This window comes from Quadrisphaera granulorum, from assembly GCF_003149145.1.
GTDB lineage: Bacteria > Actinomycetota > Actinomycetes > Actinomycetales > Quadrisphaeraceae > Quadrisphaera > Quadrisphaera granulorum.
In genome coordinates, this window is record NZ_QGDQ01000006.1 from 101,221 (window position 1) to 116,174 (window position 14,954).

Annotated in this window: 12 protein-coding genes; 3 read left to right on the forward strand and 9 right to left on the reverse strand. The window is 72.5% G+C overall.

The features are described from left to right. Positions 1–46 precede the first annotated feature (46 nt). The 5 genes from BXY45_RS06825 to BXY45_RS06845 form a co-directional block, all read right to left on the reverse strand. Complete coding sequence (locus BXY45_RS06825; protein WP_146211116.1) at positions 47–2,800, reverse strand: sensor domain-containing diguanylate cyclase; 2,754 nt, start codon at positions 2,798–2,800, stop codon at positions 47–49. 52 nt (positions 2,801–2,852) lie between these two features. Beyond that, positions 2,853–3,188, reverse strand: a complete 336-nt coding sequence (locus BXY45_RS23145; protein ID WP_170131352.1) for a putative quinol monooxygenase — start codon at positions 3,186–3,188, stop codon at positions 2,853–2,855. 128 nt (positions 3,189–3,316) lie between these two features. Beyond that, on the reverse strand, positions 3,317–4,180 hold the full coding sequence (locus BXY45_RS06835) for an ATP-binding cassette domain-containing protein (RefSeq protein WP_109773575.1): 864 nt from the start codon (positions 4,178–4,180) through the stop codon (positions 3,317–3,319). Then, on the reverse strand, positions 4,177–5,223 hold the full coding sequence (locus tag BXY45_RS06840; protein ID WP_109773576.1) for an ABC transporter permease: 1,047 nt from the start codon (positions 5,221–5,223) through the stop codon (positions 4,177–4,179). The genes BXY45_RS06835 and BXY45_RS06840 overlap by 4 nt, the downstream gene beginning before the upstream one ends. A 6-nt stretch (positions 5,224–5,229) precedes the next feature. Continuing rightward, complete coding sequence (locus BXY45_RS06845; protein ID WP_109773577.1) at positions 5,230–6,324, reverse strand: substrate-binding domain-containing protein; 1,095 nt, start codon at positions 6,322–6,324, stop codon at positions 5,230–5,232. Between the two features lie 148 nt (positions 6,325–6,472). Between BXY45_RS06845 and BXY45_RS06850 the strand changes: the two genes are divergently transcribed. Then, positions 6,473–7,492: a LacI family DNA-binding transcriptional regulator gene (locus BXY45_RS06850; RefSeq protein ID WP_211319296.1), complete on the forward strand. Its 1,020-nt coding sequence runs from the start codon at positions 6,473–6,475 to the stop codon at positions 7,490–7,492. Positions 7,493–7,539: 47 nt separating this feature from the next. Here the strand turns inward: BXY45_RS06850 and BXY45_RS06855 are convergent, their stop codons facing one another. Continuing rightward, a complete protein-coding gene (locus BXY45_RS06855; protein WP_109773579.1) occupies positions 7,540–8,409 on the reverse strand; it encodes a LysR family transcriptional regulator in 870 nt (289 codons plus the stop codon). Positions 8,410–8,477: 68 nt separating this feature from the next. Here BXY45_RS06855 and BXY45_RS06860 point away from each other — a divergent pair, with 68 nt between their 5' ends. Both BXY45_RS06860 and BXY45_RS06865 read left to right on the forward strand, forming a co-directional pair. After that, positions 8,478–9,344 (forward strand): EamA family transporter, encoded by an 867-nt coding sequence (locus tag BXY45_RS06860; protein ID WP_211319297.1) that lies wholly within the window; start codon positions 8,478–8,480, stop codon positions 9,342–9,344. Positions 9,345–9,387: 43 nt separating this feature from the next. After that, positions 9,388–10,038 carry a trimeric intracellular cation channel family protein gene (locus tag BXY45_RS06865; RefSeq protein ID WP_109773581.1) on the forward strand — a complete coding sequence of 217 codons (651 nt, stop codon included), beginning with the start codon at positions 9,388–9,390 and terminating at the stop codon, positions 10,036–10,038. Positions 10,039–10,102: 64 nt separating this feature from the next. Here BXY45_RS06865 and BXY45_RS06870 read toward each other — a convergent pair whose 3' ends face one another. The 3 genes from BXY45_RS06870 to BXY45_RS06880 all read right to left on the reverse strand — a co-directional run bounded on the left by BXY45_RS06870 (position 10,103) and on the right by BXY45_RS06880 (position 14,731). Then, a complete protein-coding gene (locus BXY45_RS06870; RefSeq protein WP_109773582.1) occupies positions 10,103–10,642 on the reverse strand; it encodes a hypothetical protein in 540 nt (179 codons plus the stop codon). Positions 10,643–11,036: 394 nt separating this feature from the next. Beyond that, the gene (locus BXY45_RS06875) at positions 11,037–11,873 is read right to left on the reverse strand and encodes a DUF2705 family protein (protein WP_109773583.1); all 837 of its coding nucleotides are present in this window, start codon (positions 11,871–11,873) and stop codon (positions 11,037–11,039) included. After that, positions 11,870–14,731 (reverse strand): alpha/beta fold hydrolase, encoded by a 2,862-nt coding sequence (locus BXY45_RS06880; protein WP_109773633.1) that lies wholly within the window; start codon positions 14,729–14,731, stop codon positions 11,870–11,872. Before BXY45_RS06880 ends, BXY45_RS06875 begins: the two co-directional genes overlap by 4 nt. Positions 14,732–14,954 lie beyond the last annotated feature (223 nt).

Consider the following 14,954-nt stretch of genomic DNA (forward strand, 5'->3'; position numbering starts at 1 on the left):
CCCATCGGCCGAGATGGCAGGACACCTCCAGCGCCTGCGCGGAAGATCACCCAGCCGCAGGAGCGACGTACGTCGTCACCGGCGGTCGGGGGCCGCCGCCTTGGGTGGGCTGCCGGGTCAACTGATCGGCGAGCTGGCCAGCCAGTTGGTGGGCCAGCGGCCCTCGCACAGCCACCGCTCCGCACTCCCGCGCTCGCTGGAGCTGCTCGGAGGTGCTCACCCCACCGACGACGACGTCCAGGCCCAGTGCACTGACGGCCAGCACCAGCTGGTCCGCCGATCGGCGCCCGCCCGGCTGGGGCACGAGCGGGGCGTCGTCGGAGAACCACACCTCGTCCGCGGGCAGGTGCAGGAGATCGCGCACCGGTGTCGCACCGGTCCCGTCGACGGCGACCCTCACGCCGGCCGCACGCAGGAGCGCCAGCGACTGCGCCACCACGGCGCGACCGTGGATGCCGTCCTCCGACACGACGACGGTAAGCAGGTGCGGCGGCAGGTCGCTGCTCACGAGGACGTCGACCACGTGGTCGGGGAGGTCCGGATCGGTCAGGAGGCCGTCGGCCAGCCGGACGGCGATCGCGGTCGCACCCGCATCGGTCGCATGCCGCTGGGCGGCCCGCGACGTCGCCGCCCGCAGGGCCCACAGGCTCAGCTCCACGCATACGCCCTCGGTGCGTGCCAGGTCCAGGAGGTCCGCGCCGGCACTCCGAGCGCACCCACGGGCGTCGTCGTCCTCGTCCTCCTCGGCACCCCAGACCGGCACTGCCAACCAGCGGGCCACCGCACTGGTCGACCCCGGGTCGCCGTGTGCGCCAGTGGCAGGTGAGCCCATCCCGAGTACCGGCTCCCAGTCGATCGCCAGCTCACCGGAGGCCAGCCGGGAACGCAGTTCCACTCCCAGCGCCCGCCGTGCGGCTGCTTCGTCGCTCAGCTGCGCGTCGTAGACCACCACGCGGCCGCGGCCCAGATGCTTGGCGCGGTAGACCGCTGCGTCGGCGTACGCGACCAGCTGGTCAGCGGTGGTGACGGACGCTCCGCGCGTGCTGTGTGCCAGCCCGACGCTGGCGCCCACGGCCAGCGCCGGGGCACCGCCCAGGGCCACCGGCGCCTGGACGTCGTGCACGATGCGCTCAGCCACCGCCTCGGCCTCGATGAGGTCCACGTCGTCGAGGACGACGACGAACTCGTCGCCGCCCAGGCGGGCCGCGACGTCCGCCGGGCGGACCGCCGAGCGCAATCGCTCGGCTACGGCGACGAGAACCTGGTCTCCGGCAGCGTGTCCCTGCCGGTCGTTGATCGCCTTGAACCCGTCGAGGTCCACGAAGAGCACCGCCACACCTCGCCAGGGCGCCTCGAAGACCGCGTGCTGCCGTGCCTCGGCGCCGTGCAAGGCGGAACTGACGGCGGCCAGGGCCGCTGTGCGGTTGGGCAACCCGGTCAGCGCGTCGTGAGTGGCACGGTGGAGCAGCTCGGCGCGCAGCGCGTCGCGCGCCTCGACGGCGTGAACCACCGCTTCGAACGACGAGTGGAGGACGGCGCCCAGACGCCCCGGCATGGCCGGCAGCTCCAGCGCTCGTTGCAGGTCACCCTGCGCTACCGCTTCGGCCTGCTCGCGCACCCGCCGCAGCCCCATGGCCGTGCGCTCGAGGGCTTGGCTCGTGACCCGGACCTCGCGCGGGCCTCGAGCGTCCGAGGTGACAGCCTCGCCTTCCATGGCCTGGCGCGCGGCGCTGTCGAGGTCGCTCAGCGACTGGGTGAGATGTCGCGCCACCGCGGTGGTGACCAGCACCGAGGCGATCAGGGCCAGTGCTGCGGTCGCGGCAGTGACGAGCAGCGTTCGCTGGACGCTGGCGGAGTCGGCTGCGGAGGCCCTGGCGGCTTCGACCAGGGCCGTGTGCAGCACCGCGCCCAGGGCCGCGTCGCGCACCCCGTTGGCGCGGCGCAAGGCGAGCAGCGCGTCGGCCGACCCAAGGGTGGGCGTCCTCATCGTCTCGCGGGCCATGATGGGGGAGAGGTCTCTGGTCTGGGCGTCGGTGATGGCGGCCAGGGCCTGAGCTCGCAGCTCGGGAGAGGACAGGTCGCTACTGCGCCAGGCCATGGTCACGTAGCTGCCCATGGCCGCCTGGAGTTGCTTGATCGACGCCTCGCGGTCGGCGGGCACGGCCACCACGGTGGTGAAGGCGAGCGGTAGCTGCCTGCTCGCCTGGGCGCTGAGGTCGATGATGCGTTCCACATCGGCGACGGCGGTGGCGGTGCGAGACCGCGAGGTCGCCAGCGCGGCCGCGCCCGCCGTCGCTTCGTGCTCAGCGGTCAGGAGTGCGTCCGACAGGCGCACGTACTGGGCCGACAGGCTCGCGAGGTGAGCGGTGTTGGTGTCGGCCTGCAGGCGCGCCCTCTCCAGTGCCCGGACGGTGACCTGCAGGACCGGAAGGGCTTCTGGCGCCTGGACGGCGCTGATCGCCGCGTCGGTCTCCGCCCGCGCGTCCGCTACCGGCTGGGACCCGGCCGCCCTCAGCTGGAGCTGTGCGGTGGGCGTCAGAAGCCCCGGTTGGGTGCCTGCCGCGGTCCGTACGACGGCCAGCGCCAGGGTGGGGAGGGTCTCGTTGTTGAGGGCACGGCGGACGCCGTCCAGTTGCTCGGCGGTCACCAGTTGGCGGTTGGCGGCCCGCACGTCGGCCACCTCGGCGGTGCGGGCCAGCACGGCTTCCACCGCGATGAAGACGGTCGCGAGGATGGGGACGACGGTGAGCACGGCCAGGTGCTGCCACACCGGCCTGCCCGGACGTCGTTCGCGGCTCACGATGTCGGTTCGGGCGATGCACGCCCGACCTTTCGCTCCGGGAGGTGGACGTTCACCCGGTTGCGGCCGCACGGGGTGAGGCGGGAGCCTGCGCCCGAAGGAACTCCAGCTTCGAGTTCACGCCCCCGAGGAGCTCGCCGAGGGCCCGGTTGAAGGCGGTGTTGGCGGGGTGGTCCAGGTGCTCCTGGAAGGCAGCCTGTGAGACGTACCTCTCCACGACCACCACCGAGTGGTCGGCGGCGTCGCTGGAGTAGACCTCGAAACGCTGGTTGCCCGGCTCGGAGCGGACCACGTCGCCGTACTCCTCGAGCATCTCGAGCACCTGCGCGAGGTGGTCGCGGGGGACGTCGATGGTGGCGATGAGGTCGACAGCTGCTGGAACGTTCACGAGGCGCCTCCGTTCATCGGTCGTGCTGCTGGTCGTGATCCTGGTGGTGACCCTGACGTGCAACTGCCGGTGAGCGGGGAGCTTCCTCCTCCGCTCACCGGCAGGGCTGGTGAGGTGGTGCCGCCGGCTCAGCGGACGAGGGCCTCCTGGTCCTTCGGCAGCACCGTGACAGCGCCCGTCATGATCGCCACGCCCTCGCCCATGGTGTGGGTCTTGGGGGTGATGACCGCGGCCCGGCGCCCGAGGCGCTGGACGTGGATGCGGTCGGCGACCTGCCACACGTGGGGCATGTTGTGGCTGATGAGGATGACCGGCATCCCGCTGTCGCGCAGCTGCTCGATCATCGACAGCACGAGGTTGCCCTCCTTGACGCCGAGGGCCGCGGTGGGTTCGTCGAGCACGACGAGCTTGGACCCGAACGCCGCGGCGCGGGCCACCGCAACGGCCTGGCGCTGCCCACCGGACAGGGTCTCCACGGCCTGGCCCATGTCCTGGATGGTCTGGATGCCGAGCCGCTTGACCGACTCTCCGGCCCGCTTCTTCATGCCCTTCTTGTCGAGCATGCGGAACACCGAGCCCAGCACGCCGGGGCGACGTTCTTCGCGACCCAGGTACAGGTTGGAGGCGATGTCGAGGGCCGGGGCGACGGCGAGGGTCTGGTAGACGGTCTCGATGCCGGCGTCGCGGGCGTCCTGCGGGCGCTTGAAGCTGACCACCTTCCCGTCGAGGCGCAGCTCCCCGGCATCGGGGACCACGGCTCCCGTGAGGGCCTTGATGAGGGTGGACTTGCCGGCGCCGTTGTCACCGATGACGGCGAGCACCTCGCCGGGGTAGACCTCGAGGTCGACGCCGTCCAGACCCACGACCTTGCCGTAGGTCTTGACCAGCCCGCGGGCCTGGAGCACCGGCTGCCGGTCCTCCCGAGTCTGCGACGTCGAGACCTGGTCGGCGTTGAACTCGGGGTTCAGCTCGGGGTGGTACGGAGTGCTCATGCCTTCACCTTCCGGATCCACTGGTCCACGGAGACGGCGACGATGACGAGGATGCCGATCGTCAGCACGCGGTACTGGTCGTCGACGCCGGCCAGGGACAGGCCGGTGGCGAACGCCTGGACGATGAGCGCCCCGATGAGGGTGCCCAGCACCCCGCCGCGGCCACCGAAGAGGCTGGTGCCCCCGATGACGACGGCGGTGATCGACTGCAGGTTGGCGTCGGCGGCGGCGTTGGGGCTCGCGACCCCGGCGCGACCGATGAGTACCCAGGCGGTGATGCCGTACAGCAGACCGGCCACGGTGTAGACGCTGAGGAGCACGCGCTTGACGCGGATGCCGGCCAGGCGGGCGGCCTCGGCGTCGTCTCCGACGGCGTAGACGTGACGTCCCCAGGCGGTCTGGCTCAGGGCGAAGCCCACGATGAGGTAGAGGACGGCGACGACGACGACGCCGGTGGTGACGTAGAACGTTCCGGGCCCGAAGGGCCGGATCGCCTCGCCGGTCCAGGTCATCAGGGCCGGCAGGTCGTCGCCCTGCACCGACTGGCCACCGGAGTACAGCAGGGCGATCGCCGTGAAGATCGACAGCGTGCCGAGCGTCACGATGAACGGCGGCAGGTTGACCCGGGTCACGAGCCAGCCGTTGAGAGCCCCGGCGCCGACACCGAGGGCCACGCCGATGACGATCGCCACGACGGCGGGAATGCCGTTCTTGGCCGCCAGCGTCGCCATGAGCATCGTCGAGAGGATCGTGATCGCCCCGACGGACAGGTCGATGCCCGCCGTGAGGATGATCAGCGTCTGCCCGATCGCCAGTGCGGCCACGATGGCCGTCTGCTGCACGAGCAGGGACAACGCGTTCGGCTGGGCGAAGTTCGGGTTCGCGGCGGTGAAGACGATCACCGCGAGCACCAGGATCAGCGCGGGGCTGATCGCCGGGTAGGCGTGCAGCGCGTGCTGGATCCGCTGCAGCGGTGACTGGCGCCGCAGCGCCAGCTCCTCAGCGGCGGAGGCCGGCGGTGCCGGCGAGCTGGTGGTGGTCATGGCCGATCAGCCCCAGCAGACCTTGGCGCCGTCGGCCGAGGAGATGCTCGTGACGCCCGAGACGGGCTTGTCGGTGACCAGCTGCACGCCGGTGTCGAAGAAGTCCAGGCCCGGGGTGGTGGTGGGCTTGGTGCCGCTCTTGGCGTAGTCGGCGATGGCCTTGACGCCCAGCTCGGCCATCTTCAGCGGGTACTGCTGCGAGGTCGCGCCGATCACGCCGTCGGTGACCTCCTTGACGCCGTCGCAGCCGCCGTCGACCGAGACGATCAGGGCGTCGGTCTTGCCGGCCGCCTTGAGTGCGTTGTACGCGCCGGTCGCCGCCGGCTCGTTGATCGTGTAGACGACGTTGATGTTCGGGTTCTTGGTGAGGCAGTTCTCCATCGCGGTGCGGCCGCCGTCCTCGGCGCCCTGCGTGGGCTCGTTGCAGACGATCGTGTAGGTGCCGCCGTCGTAGTTGCCGGTCGGGGCCTCGTCGCCGTTCTTCTGCTTGTCCTTGGTGTCGATGCCCAGGCCCGTGAGGAAGCCCTGGTCGCGGTTGTAGTCGACCGAGACGACCTTGTCGTTGAACAGGTCGAGCAGGGCGATGGTGGCGGGCTTGCCGGCCAGCTGGCCCTTGGTCCACTGGCCGATGAGCTCACCGGCCTTGAAGTTGTCCGTGGCGAAGGTGATGTCCACGGTGTCGGCCGGGTCCGGCGGGGTGTCGAGGGCGATGACGTAGAGGCCTGCGTCGCGCGCCTTCTTGATCGCGCTGTTCACGCCCGGGCCGTTGGGCGTGATGATGATGCCCTGCTGTCCGGCGGCGATGGCGTTCTCGATGAGCTGCACCTGGCCCTGCTCGTCGCCGTCCTCCTTGCCGGCGCCGACGGTGAGCTTGACGCCTTCCTTCTCGGCCTCGGCCTGGGCGCCCTTCTGCATGGCGACGAAGAACGGGTTGGTCGAGTCCTTGGTGATCAGGGACACGGCGACGGGCTTACTGCCGTCGTTGCTGGTGCCGGGATCGGTGGAGCCTCCGCCGCAGGCGGCGAGCGAACCCACCGCCAGAGCTGCTGCTGCCAGTGCAGCAGAGCGACGGATCATCGTGCGGGAGGTGGAGATAGCCATCGTGGGCACCCCTTTCGACGCACCGCTGCGTCGGGAGACAACGTTGTCGTGGAAGAGGTGTAGTACCGCGAGTGACACTCGGTCAAGGCATATTGCAGAATCTTGACCTGACACGACAACGATGTCGTCCCGCGAGGAAGCAGGCGAGGTGCAGCAGATCCGGCCCCGGGCCACCATGCGCGACGTTGCGGCGCTCGCCGGGGTGAGCCTCAAGACCGTGTCCCGCGTGGTCAACGACGAGGCCGGCGTCGGCGACGCCGTCCGCGCGAGGGTGCGCGCCGCCGTCGTTCAACTCGACTATCGCCACCACCAGGCCGCCAGCGACCTGCGCCGCGGTACCGGTCGCACCCGTGCCGTCGGGGTCCTCGTGCAGGACGTCGCCAACGACTTCTCCTCCCGGCTGCTGCGCTCGTTGGAGGATGCCGCCCGCGAGCACGGGCTCGCCGTCCTCGCGGGCAGCCTCGACGAGGACCCCGACCGGGAGCGGGCCCTCGTGGCGGACATGGTCGCCCGCAGGGTCGACGGCCTCGTGATCATGGCGGCCACCTCGATGCAGGACTACCTGCAGCCCGAGCAGCGCGCGGGCCTCCCGATCGTGTTCGTCGACCGAGAGCCTGCCGGCATTGCTGCGGACAGTGTCACCGTGGACAACCGCGGCGGAGCGCGAGCAGCCGTCGATCACCTGCTGGAGCGCGGTCACCGGCGCATCGCCTTCCTCGGAGACCTGCCCTCGATCGTCACCGCCAACGAGCGCCACCTGGGCTACCTCGAGTCCCTCCAGGCCGCCGGAGTGCCCGCCGACCCCTCGCTCGCGGTCCTCGGTCTGCACGACGAAGACCAGGCGCAGCGCGCCTTGGAGAGCCTCTTCGCCAGCCGCACCCCTCCGACCGCCGTCTTCACCGCCCGCAACGTCATCACGGTGGGGGCGCTGCGGGCGCTGCGGGCTCGCGGAGCCAGCTGGCGCACGGCCCTGGTCGGCTTCGACGACCTGCCGCTCTTCGAGCTCCTCGACCCGTCGGTCACCGCGGTGCGGCAGGACGTTGCCGCGCTGGGCCGAGCGACGGCGCAGATCCTCGTCGACCGGCTCGCCGGTGATGCCTCACCGCCCCGGCGCGTCGTGCTCCATCCGGAGCTCGTGTTTCGCGCATCGAGCAACGCTCCTGTGTAGTCGAGCAACCCTCCCGTGGAGTCGAGCACCGCGTGTGTGGAGCGGCGTCACCGGGCGTAGAGGGCCGAGATCGTGGCGACCAGTGCCTCCACGGCAGGCGGTGGGTCGTCGCGGTCCCAGATGAGGCGCACGGTGATCGGCGGGCCGTCGTTGATCGGCCGGTACAGGACGCCGGGGCGCGGGTTGTGCACGGCGGTGGCCTGGGCTGTCGTGCCGACCGCGCGGCCGGCGGCGATGGTGTCCAGCCACTCCTCGACGTCGCCCGCCGGGAGCGTGCGCGCCGGCCCGCCGCCGGGCGGCCACAGGTCCAGGGAGGTGGTCCCGGTGCGCGCGTCGACCAGCACCGTGCGCTCGGCGACGTCAGCCATCCGCAGCGAACGCCGCCGCGCCCACGCGGCGTCGTCGGCGGCGAAGGCGACCAGGCGGCGCTCCAGTCCGACCACCGCGCACGCCCAGCGGCGCTCGTCCACTGCGGTCCGCACGACCGCCGCGTCGCACAGCCCCTCGGCCAGCCCGCCGGTGGGGGAGTTGTGCCGCACGAGCACCAGCTCGACCTGCGGGTGCTCTCGCGCCCAGCCGCGCAGCAGGGGGGTGGTGTGTTCCCCGAGTGCGGCCCAGGCGTAGCCGAGGCGCAGCGTGCTCGACTGCGCTGCCACCGCCGCCTGGAGCCGCTGGGCGTCGGTGAGGAGCCTGCGCGCCGGGACGACCAGGGCCGCGCCGGCAGACGTGGGTCGCGCGCCCGCCCGCTGCCGGGTCAGGAGCCGTGCCCCCATCGCCTGCTCCAGCGCTGCGACGGTGCGCGACACCGCGGCCTGCGAGGTGCCGAGGGCGATGGCGGCGTCGGTGAAGGTGCCCTCGTCGACCACCGCGAGGAAGCATCGCAGGTGGCGCAGCTCCCACGCGACGTCGTCAGCCATGCGTTCAGCGTATGGCTTTCACGTCGTGTGCATTTCGCGCATTCAAATCGGTGCACTCTGATGGCTCCGTGTCCACCTCGCAGGAGCGCCGCCACGCGGCCGGTGTGGCGCTCGCGCTGGCGGCGTCGGTGTCCAACCAGAGCGGTGCCAGCGCCGGAGCCCTCGCGATGGGCGCCCTGGGCGCCCCCGGGGTCGTGGCGGTGCGCCAGGTGGTGGCAGCCCTGGCGCTGAACGCCGTCGCCCGCCCCGCCTGGCGCAGCCTGGACCGGCGCACCTGGCTCCTCGTCGTCGCCCTGGCTGCGGTGATGGGCACGATGAACCTCACCCTGTTCGCGGCCATCGACAGGATCGGCCTGGGCCTGGCGGTCACGCTGGAGTTCCTCGGGCCGCTGTCGGTCGCCGTCGGGACGTCGCGTCGCGTCGTGGACTGCCTCGCGGCGCTGGTCGCCGCCGTCGGGGTGGTGGTGCTGGTCCGCCCCGGTCCTGCCAGCGACATCGTGGGGATCGCCGCGGCGCTGGTGGCCGCCGCGATGTGGGCCAGCTACATCCTGCTCAACCGCGCACTCGGGCCGCGACTCCCCGGCCTCGGTGGTGCCACCGCGGCGACGACGGTGCTGGCGCTCACGTGGTCGCTGCCCGTCGTCGTCGTGACCCTGTTCGCCGGGCCGTCATGGCAGGCGGTGACACTGGCGGTGGTGTGCGGGGTGCTCTCCTCGGCGGTGCCCTACGCCGCCGACCTCAGCGCGCTGCGGATGCTGCCCGCCTCGCTGTTCTCCACGCTGGCCAGCGCCAACCCCGTGTGGGCGTTCGCGGTCGGTGCCCTCGTGCTCGGGCAGCGGGTCGAGGGCCACGAGGTGATCGGGGCCGTGCTCGTCGTCGTCGCCAACATCGTCGCGACCCTCCGGTGGCCTCGATCGGGGCCCCCGACCCCCTGAGGCCCTCCCGGACGGGCGAGGCGGAGCAGAGGACGATGAACGCGTGCCCGGCTCCACGCTCCTGCTCGTGCTCGACCTCGTCGGTGTCCTCGCGTTCGCCGTCGACGGCGCCCTGACCGCCACCCGCGCCGCCCGGCTCGACGTCATCGGCGTCATCACCCTCGGCGTCATCACGGCGCTGGGCGGCGGCATCCTGCGTGACCTGCTCATCGGCAGGGTGCCCCCCGCCACCTTCTCCGACTGGCGCTACCTCGCCGTCGCCGCCACCGGTGGCGTGCTCGTCTGCCTCTTCGGCTACCGCATGGGACGACGGCGCGTCGCCACCACCCTGACCGTGCTCGACGCCGCAGGCCTTTCCCTGTTCGCCGTCACCGGCACCAGCACCGCGCTCGCGGCAGGGCTGGGGCCCGTGCAGTCGGTGCTGCTCGGAGGGCTCACGGCCATCGGCGGCGGCACGCTGCGCGACGTGCTCATCGGCCGCACCCCCCGGGTGCTGAGCTCCGGCCTGTACGCGGTGCCCGCGTTGCTGGCCGCCGTCGTCGTCGTCATCAGTGCCCAGCTCACGCAGACCGATGTCGTCGGCATCGGCTCGGTGTGGGCGGTGCTGGCGGCGGGGCTGTGCTTCACGCTGCGGATGGTGGGCGTGCTGCGGCGCATCGACCTGCCCGGCCCACGCCAGCCACCCCTGCACTGAAGCCACCCCTGCACTGAAGCCAGCCCTGCACTGAAGCCACCCCCTCGCCACATCGGTGCAAGGGTCAGAGGCGGCGGGCGATGCCGGGCTCGATCTCCGAGCCACGCTGCTGCTCCCCGGCGAAGGAGCTGATCACCACGAGCGTGCCGGTGAGCGCCGGGATGACCCACTGCATGAGGTCGAGCTTGCCCTGCGCCTCGACCACCTCGGCGGGCGTGTGCTTGGACGGCGTGGTGCCGCCCTTGACACGGGGGGCGCCCGCGGCGTCCACGACCTTGCCGAGCGCCCGCGCGTAGGCGGTCGCTCCGAGCGCCGCCACCGTGACCACGGTCTTCACCGACGACATCGCCTTGACGCCGGGCTGCGCGGCCAGGCGCTCGCGGTTGCCCGAGAGCTGACCCACCGAGCCGAGCAGGTGCGCGCCGATGGCGACGGCGTTGACCGGCGTCCAGCGGTTCCACCCGGCGTTGACCACGCGGCCGGCGTCTTTCTCGTCCGCCTCGGCGGCGGCCGGGTTCAGCGCGATGGCGTTGGCGAGCGTCCCGCCGAACCAGGCGGCCAGGCCGACGTCGTGCAGGGAGCGGGACAGGGTGTTGCGAGCCACGAGGAGCCTCCGGGAAGTCACGGGGATGTCGTCCTCGTCCCCCTACCCGGAGCTGGCTTGGTCACACCTCGCGTCAGGTGACCTGCGCCACGTGCCCGTCCTGGGCCGGGTCACGGTCGACGTCTCCGCCGGGTGCGCAGATGGCCCCATCGATGAGCAGATGGCCCCATCGATGCGCGGTTCGCCCCATCGGACCGGTCCATGGGGCCACACGCGCATCCATGGGGCCAGGTCAGTACCTCCGGCGCGCCCCCGCCGCTGTCCTTGCCGCCAGGTGCGCCATCGTCCTGGGACGGCTCTGGCCGGGGCCCTCCTCGGGTACTGAAAGTGACCACCGAACTCCGCTCGGTCTATGGAGGCGGTCAGCTTCACGCGATCGTCGTCGAGGGGCACATCAGCTGGTGACGTCCTTGCGCTCGAAGCCGATCACCGCGAGAACCCCGAACACCACCGTGAGGATCAGCGACGTGCACAGGCCGCGGACCATGTCGTCCCACACCACCGCCGGCTGCAGCAGCGCCGTCCACGCGCCGGCGTCGTACGTGGGCAGCCACGCGCGTAGGTCACCGAGCGCCGTGATGGACGCGAGGATCGCCGAGAGGATGTTCGCCAGCACCGCCCCGCCCACGGCGCCCAGCGGCGCGTCGGTGCGCGTGCCCAGCCAGAACGCCAACGCCCCCACCCACGTCAACTGGACGACGACGTACGCCGTCGCCAGCCCGAGCCGACCCAGCGCCTCCCAGGCCCCGAGCGCGTCACCGAGCGGGCTGGTCAGCGGCCCCCAGCCGTAGGCCACCCACCCCACCACCAGGCACACGGCGATGAACGCCACGATCCCCAGCGTCGAGGACGCCGCCGCCACCACCGCCTTCACCGCCAGCAACCGCCGGCGCCCCACGGGCGCAGCGAGCAGGTAGCGCAGGGAGCTCCAGCTGGCTTCGGCCGCCACCGTGTCGCCCGCGAACAGGGCCACGAGGACGACGAACAGGAATCCCGAGGCCGCCAGCAGCGCAAAGACCGCGAAGTTCACGGCGCTGGAGGTGGCGAGGTCCACGAAGGAGTCACCGCCGTCGTCCTCACCGCCGAGCGCGAACGCCGCCACGAGCAGCAGCGGCAGCGCCACCACGAGCACCCCCACCCAGCGGGTGCGCAGGCGGGACAGCTGCCGTGCCACCTCCACCCGCAGCGGCAGGGCACTGCCCCGGTTCACCGGACCCGCAGGCGCGCTCACGGGGCGGCCACCAGCTCGAGGAAGACCTCCTCCAGGTGCCGCTGCGGCACCACGAGGTCCACCTGCACGCCGGAGGCCACCAGTGCAGCGACCAGCCCGCCCGTGCCCGACGCTCCCGGGGCCACGAGCACGCCGCCGTCGCGGACGCCGAGCACGCGCCCGCCGTCGTCGTCCCGATCCAGTACGTCCCGCAGCACCGCCACCGCCTGGTCCACCTGCCCCTCGCCGACGCTCACCAGCACTTCACCCGACCCGGCCACCAGCTCCGCCACCGACCCCGCCGCCAGCACCTTCCCGCGTGCCATCACCACCGCGTGGCTGCAGGTGGCCTCCACCTCCGAGAGCAGGTGGGAGGACACGAGCACCGTGCGGCCGGTGGCGGCGTAGTCGCGCAGCACCTGGCGCATGGCGGTGATCTGCGGCGGGTCGAGGCCGTTGGTCGGCTCGTCGAGCACGAGCAGGTCGGGGAACCCGAGCATCGCCTGGGCGATGCCGAGCCGCTGCCGCATGCCCTGGCTGTAGCCGCGGACGCGCCGGTGCACGGCGTCGCCGAGGCCGGCGACCTCCAGGGCCTCCTCGAAGCGCGCGTCCGCCGCAGGACGCCCGGTGGACGCCCAGAACAGCCGCAGGTTCGCCAGCCCCGACAGGTGCGGCAGGAAGCCCGGCCCCTCCACGAGCGCCCCCACCCGGGCCAGCACCGGCGACCCGGGCCGCACACGCTGCCCGAGCACCTCCAGCGACCCGGCGCTCGGCCGCAGCAGGCCCATGAGCATGCGCAGCGTGGTGGTCTTGCCGGCGCCGTTGGGCCCCAGCAGCCCGACCACCTGCCCGCGGCGCACGGTGAACGACACCCCGTCCACCGCGCGGAACCCGTCGCCGTAGACCTTCTCCAGGTCGTTGACCTGCAGCACGACATCGTCGGGCTGGTCGTCGCGCTGGTTGTCGGGATCGCTGGCGGGCTCGACGGGACCAGAAGGACGACGACGGCGACGCGCAGCGTCGACCAGCGCAAGCGCCAGCGCAGCCACCACCACGCCGGCCAGCGTGAGCACGTGCGCCCACGGGACGTCGAGGGAATCTCCCGAGCGGGTTCCGGCCTCCGCGGGAGCGGACGCCACCGACAGCTGGCCACCGCCAGCAGTACCGTCAGCGCTGGCCAGGGCGATGCTGTAGACCCGCGGATCGGCCGGCACGGCGTAGGCGGAGTCCGTCGAGGCCACCACCAACCGCAGCCGATGACCCGCGGCGACGTCACGAACGACGGCGGGCAGCGTGACGTCCACCGTCGTCGGTTGCCCCGGCTTCGTCTGCACCCGCAGCGGAGCCACCAGGCCCGAGGGCAGCGCGGTGCTCCCGTCAGGGCTGACATCGGACAGGGAGGCGAACAGGACGGCGTCGTCGGTGTTCGAGGTCACCGACAGTCGCACGGACGACGCCCCCAGCAGCGTCAGCGGCTGCTCCAGCGGCTCGGTCTCGAAGACGGCCGCCTGCCCGGGCAGGACCGCGGTGGAGAAGCCGCCTCCGGCGGCCAGGCCCACGAGGGATGCGACGTCGCCGAGACCGGGCAGTGCCGTCATCGCCGCGGGGCGTCCGCCCGCCGGGGAGAGCACCACGGTGGGGCCCTGCTGGCTCGCGTCCTGTCGTTGACCGGAGGGGCTCACCGGCGCCAGCGCGAGCCGCTGACCTGTGCCACCCAACGGCGGAACTGTCTCGAGGGTCCGCTCGGCGGGGGCGGAGCCGCCACCCTGCCCGCCGTTCTGCCCGCCGCCCCCACGACCGCCGAAGAGGCTCTGCTGGGGCACGGCCACGGAGAACGGCGCGGTCAGGGGGCTGCTCCCCGTCGCTTCACCCGAGGCCGACCCTGAACCCGACCCTGCGCGCAGGTGCTCGTCGAACCACGCGGCGGTGCGCGCGTTGAACGCGGCACCGTCGAAGCCGCCGTCGTGACCGCCGCTCACCCAGGCCAGCGACACCGGCACACCGGCGCGCTGCGCAGCAGCGGCGTTCGCCGCGGAGGCGTCAAGGCCGAACAGGGAGTCGCCCTCGCCCTGGACGAGCAGGACGGCGGCGCGGGTGTTCGGCAGCACCGCGGCGGGCGCCGAACGGGCCAGCTCGTCACGCAGCGACTGCGGCACCACGCCGGTCTCGGCCGCTTCGAGGTAGTCGCGGCACAGGTCGGGGTCCAGGCGGCCGCATGCGCCCGCGGAGCCGTTGAGGGCACCACCGTTGGTGAGGGCGCTGCCGGTGAGACTGGTCAGCAGCTGGGAGGTCCATCCCGCCTTGAAGACGCCACCGGGCTGACCCTGTGCCGCCTGCGGGTCCAGCGCCGTGGACAGGTCGGACCAGGTGATGGCCGAAGCCACGGCGTCGATGCGGGGGTCGGTGCCCGCGAGCAGCAGGCCCACAGCTCCGCCGTAGGACGATCCGGCGATGCCCACGCGCGGGTCACCGGGGGCGTCCTGGAGCACCTCGGGGCGCTCGGCGAGCAGGTCGACGAGCACCCGCGCGTCGGCCACCTCGTAGTCGGGGGAGTCCAGGTGCACCATCCCCCCGGAGGCGCCGAAGCCCCGCGCTGTCCACGCCACCACCGCGTAGCCGTCAGCGGCGAGTGTGCGGGCCTGACCCGCAAGGTCAGCCTTGGAGCCACCGAAGCCGTGCGCCAGCAGCACCGCCGGGGCAGGCGAGTCCGCGGTGGCGCTCGCGGGCTCGTACAGCGTGGCGTCGATGGTGACCTGCTGTCCGTCCGGCTCGGGTCCGACCGGTATCGAGAACACCTGCTCGCGGACGCCCTCGGTGGTGGTGCTGGGCTGCGCACCCGCCGTCAGCGCACCGACGGCGACCACGAGGGCGCCTCCCATGGCGAGCAGGCGGGCCACCGCGCCGCGCGGGCGAGGATCCCTCCTGTGCTCGCGCCACCCGGACCTCGACTGCGCCACGTCGAGAGCATGCCCTGCGACGACGCGCCCGGCGTGCAGGGCCTGCGGGGTAGACCGTGCGTCATCGACGAGTATCACTTGGGGTAGCGGGTCGTAACGGACATAACGTGACCTTCGCCACGTTGCGGTGGTTCTGCGGCCACTG

Excerpts from the sequence above, each read along its gene's own strand:
- BXY45_RS06835 (WP_109773575.1), bottom strand. The coding sequence starts at position 4,180 with ATGAGCACTCCGTACCACCCCGAGCTGAACCCCGAGTTCAACGCCGAC.
- BXY45_RS06840 (WP_109773576.1), bottom strand. The coding sequence starts at position 5,223 with ATGACCACCACCAGCTCGCCGGCACCGCCGGCCTCCGCCGCTGAGGAG.
- BXY45_RS06845 (WP_109773577.1), bottom strand. The coding sequence starts at position 6,324 with ATGGCTATCTCCACCTCCCGCACGATGATCCGTCGCTCTGCTGCACTG.
- BXY45_RS06855 (WP_109773579.1), bottom strand. The coding sequence starts at position 8,409 with ATGGCTGACGACGTCGCGTGGGAGCTGCGCCACCTGCGATGCTTCCTC.
- BXY45_RS06880 (WP_109773633.1), bottom strand. The coding sequence starts at position 14,731 with ATGGGAGGCGCCCTCGTGGTCGCCGTCGGTGCGCTGACGGCGGGTGCG.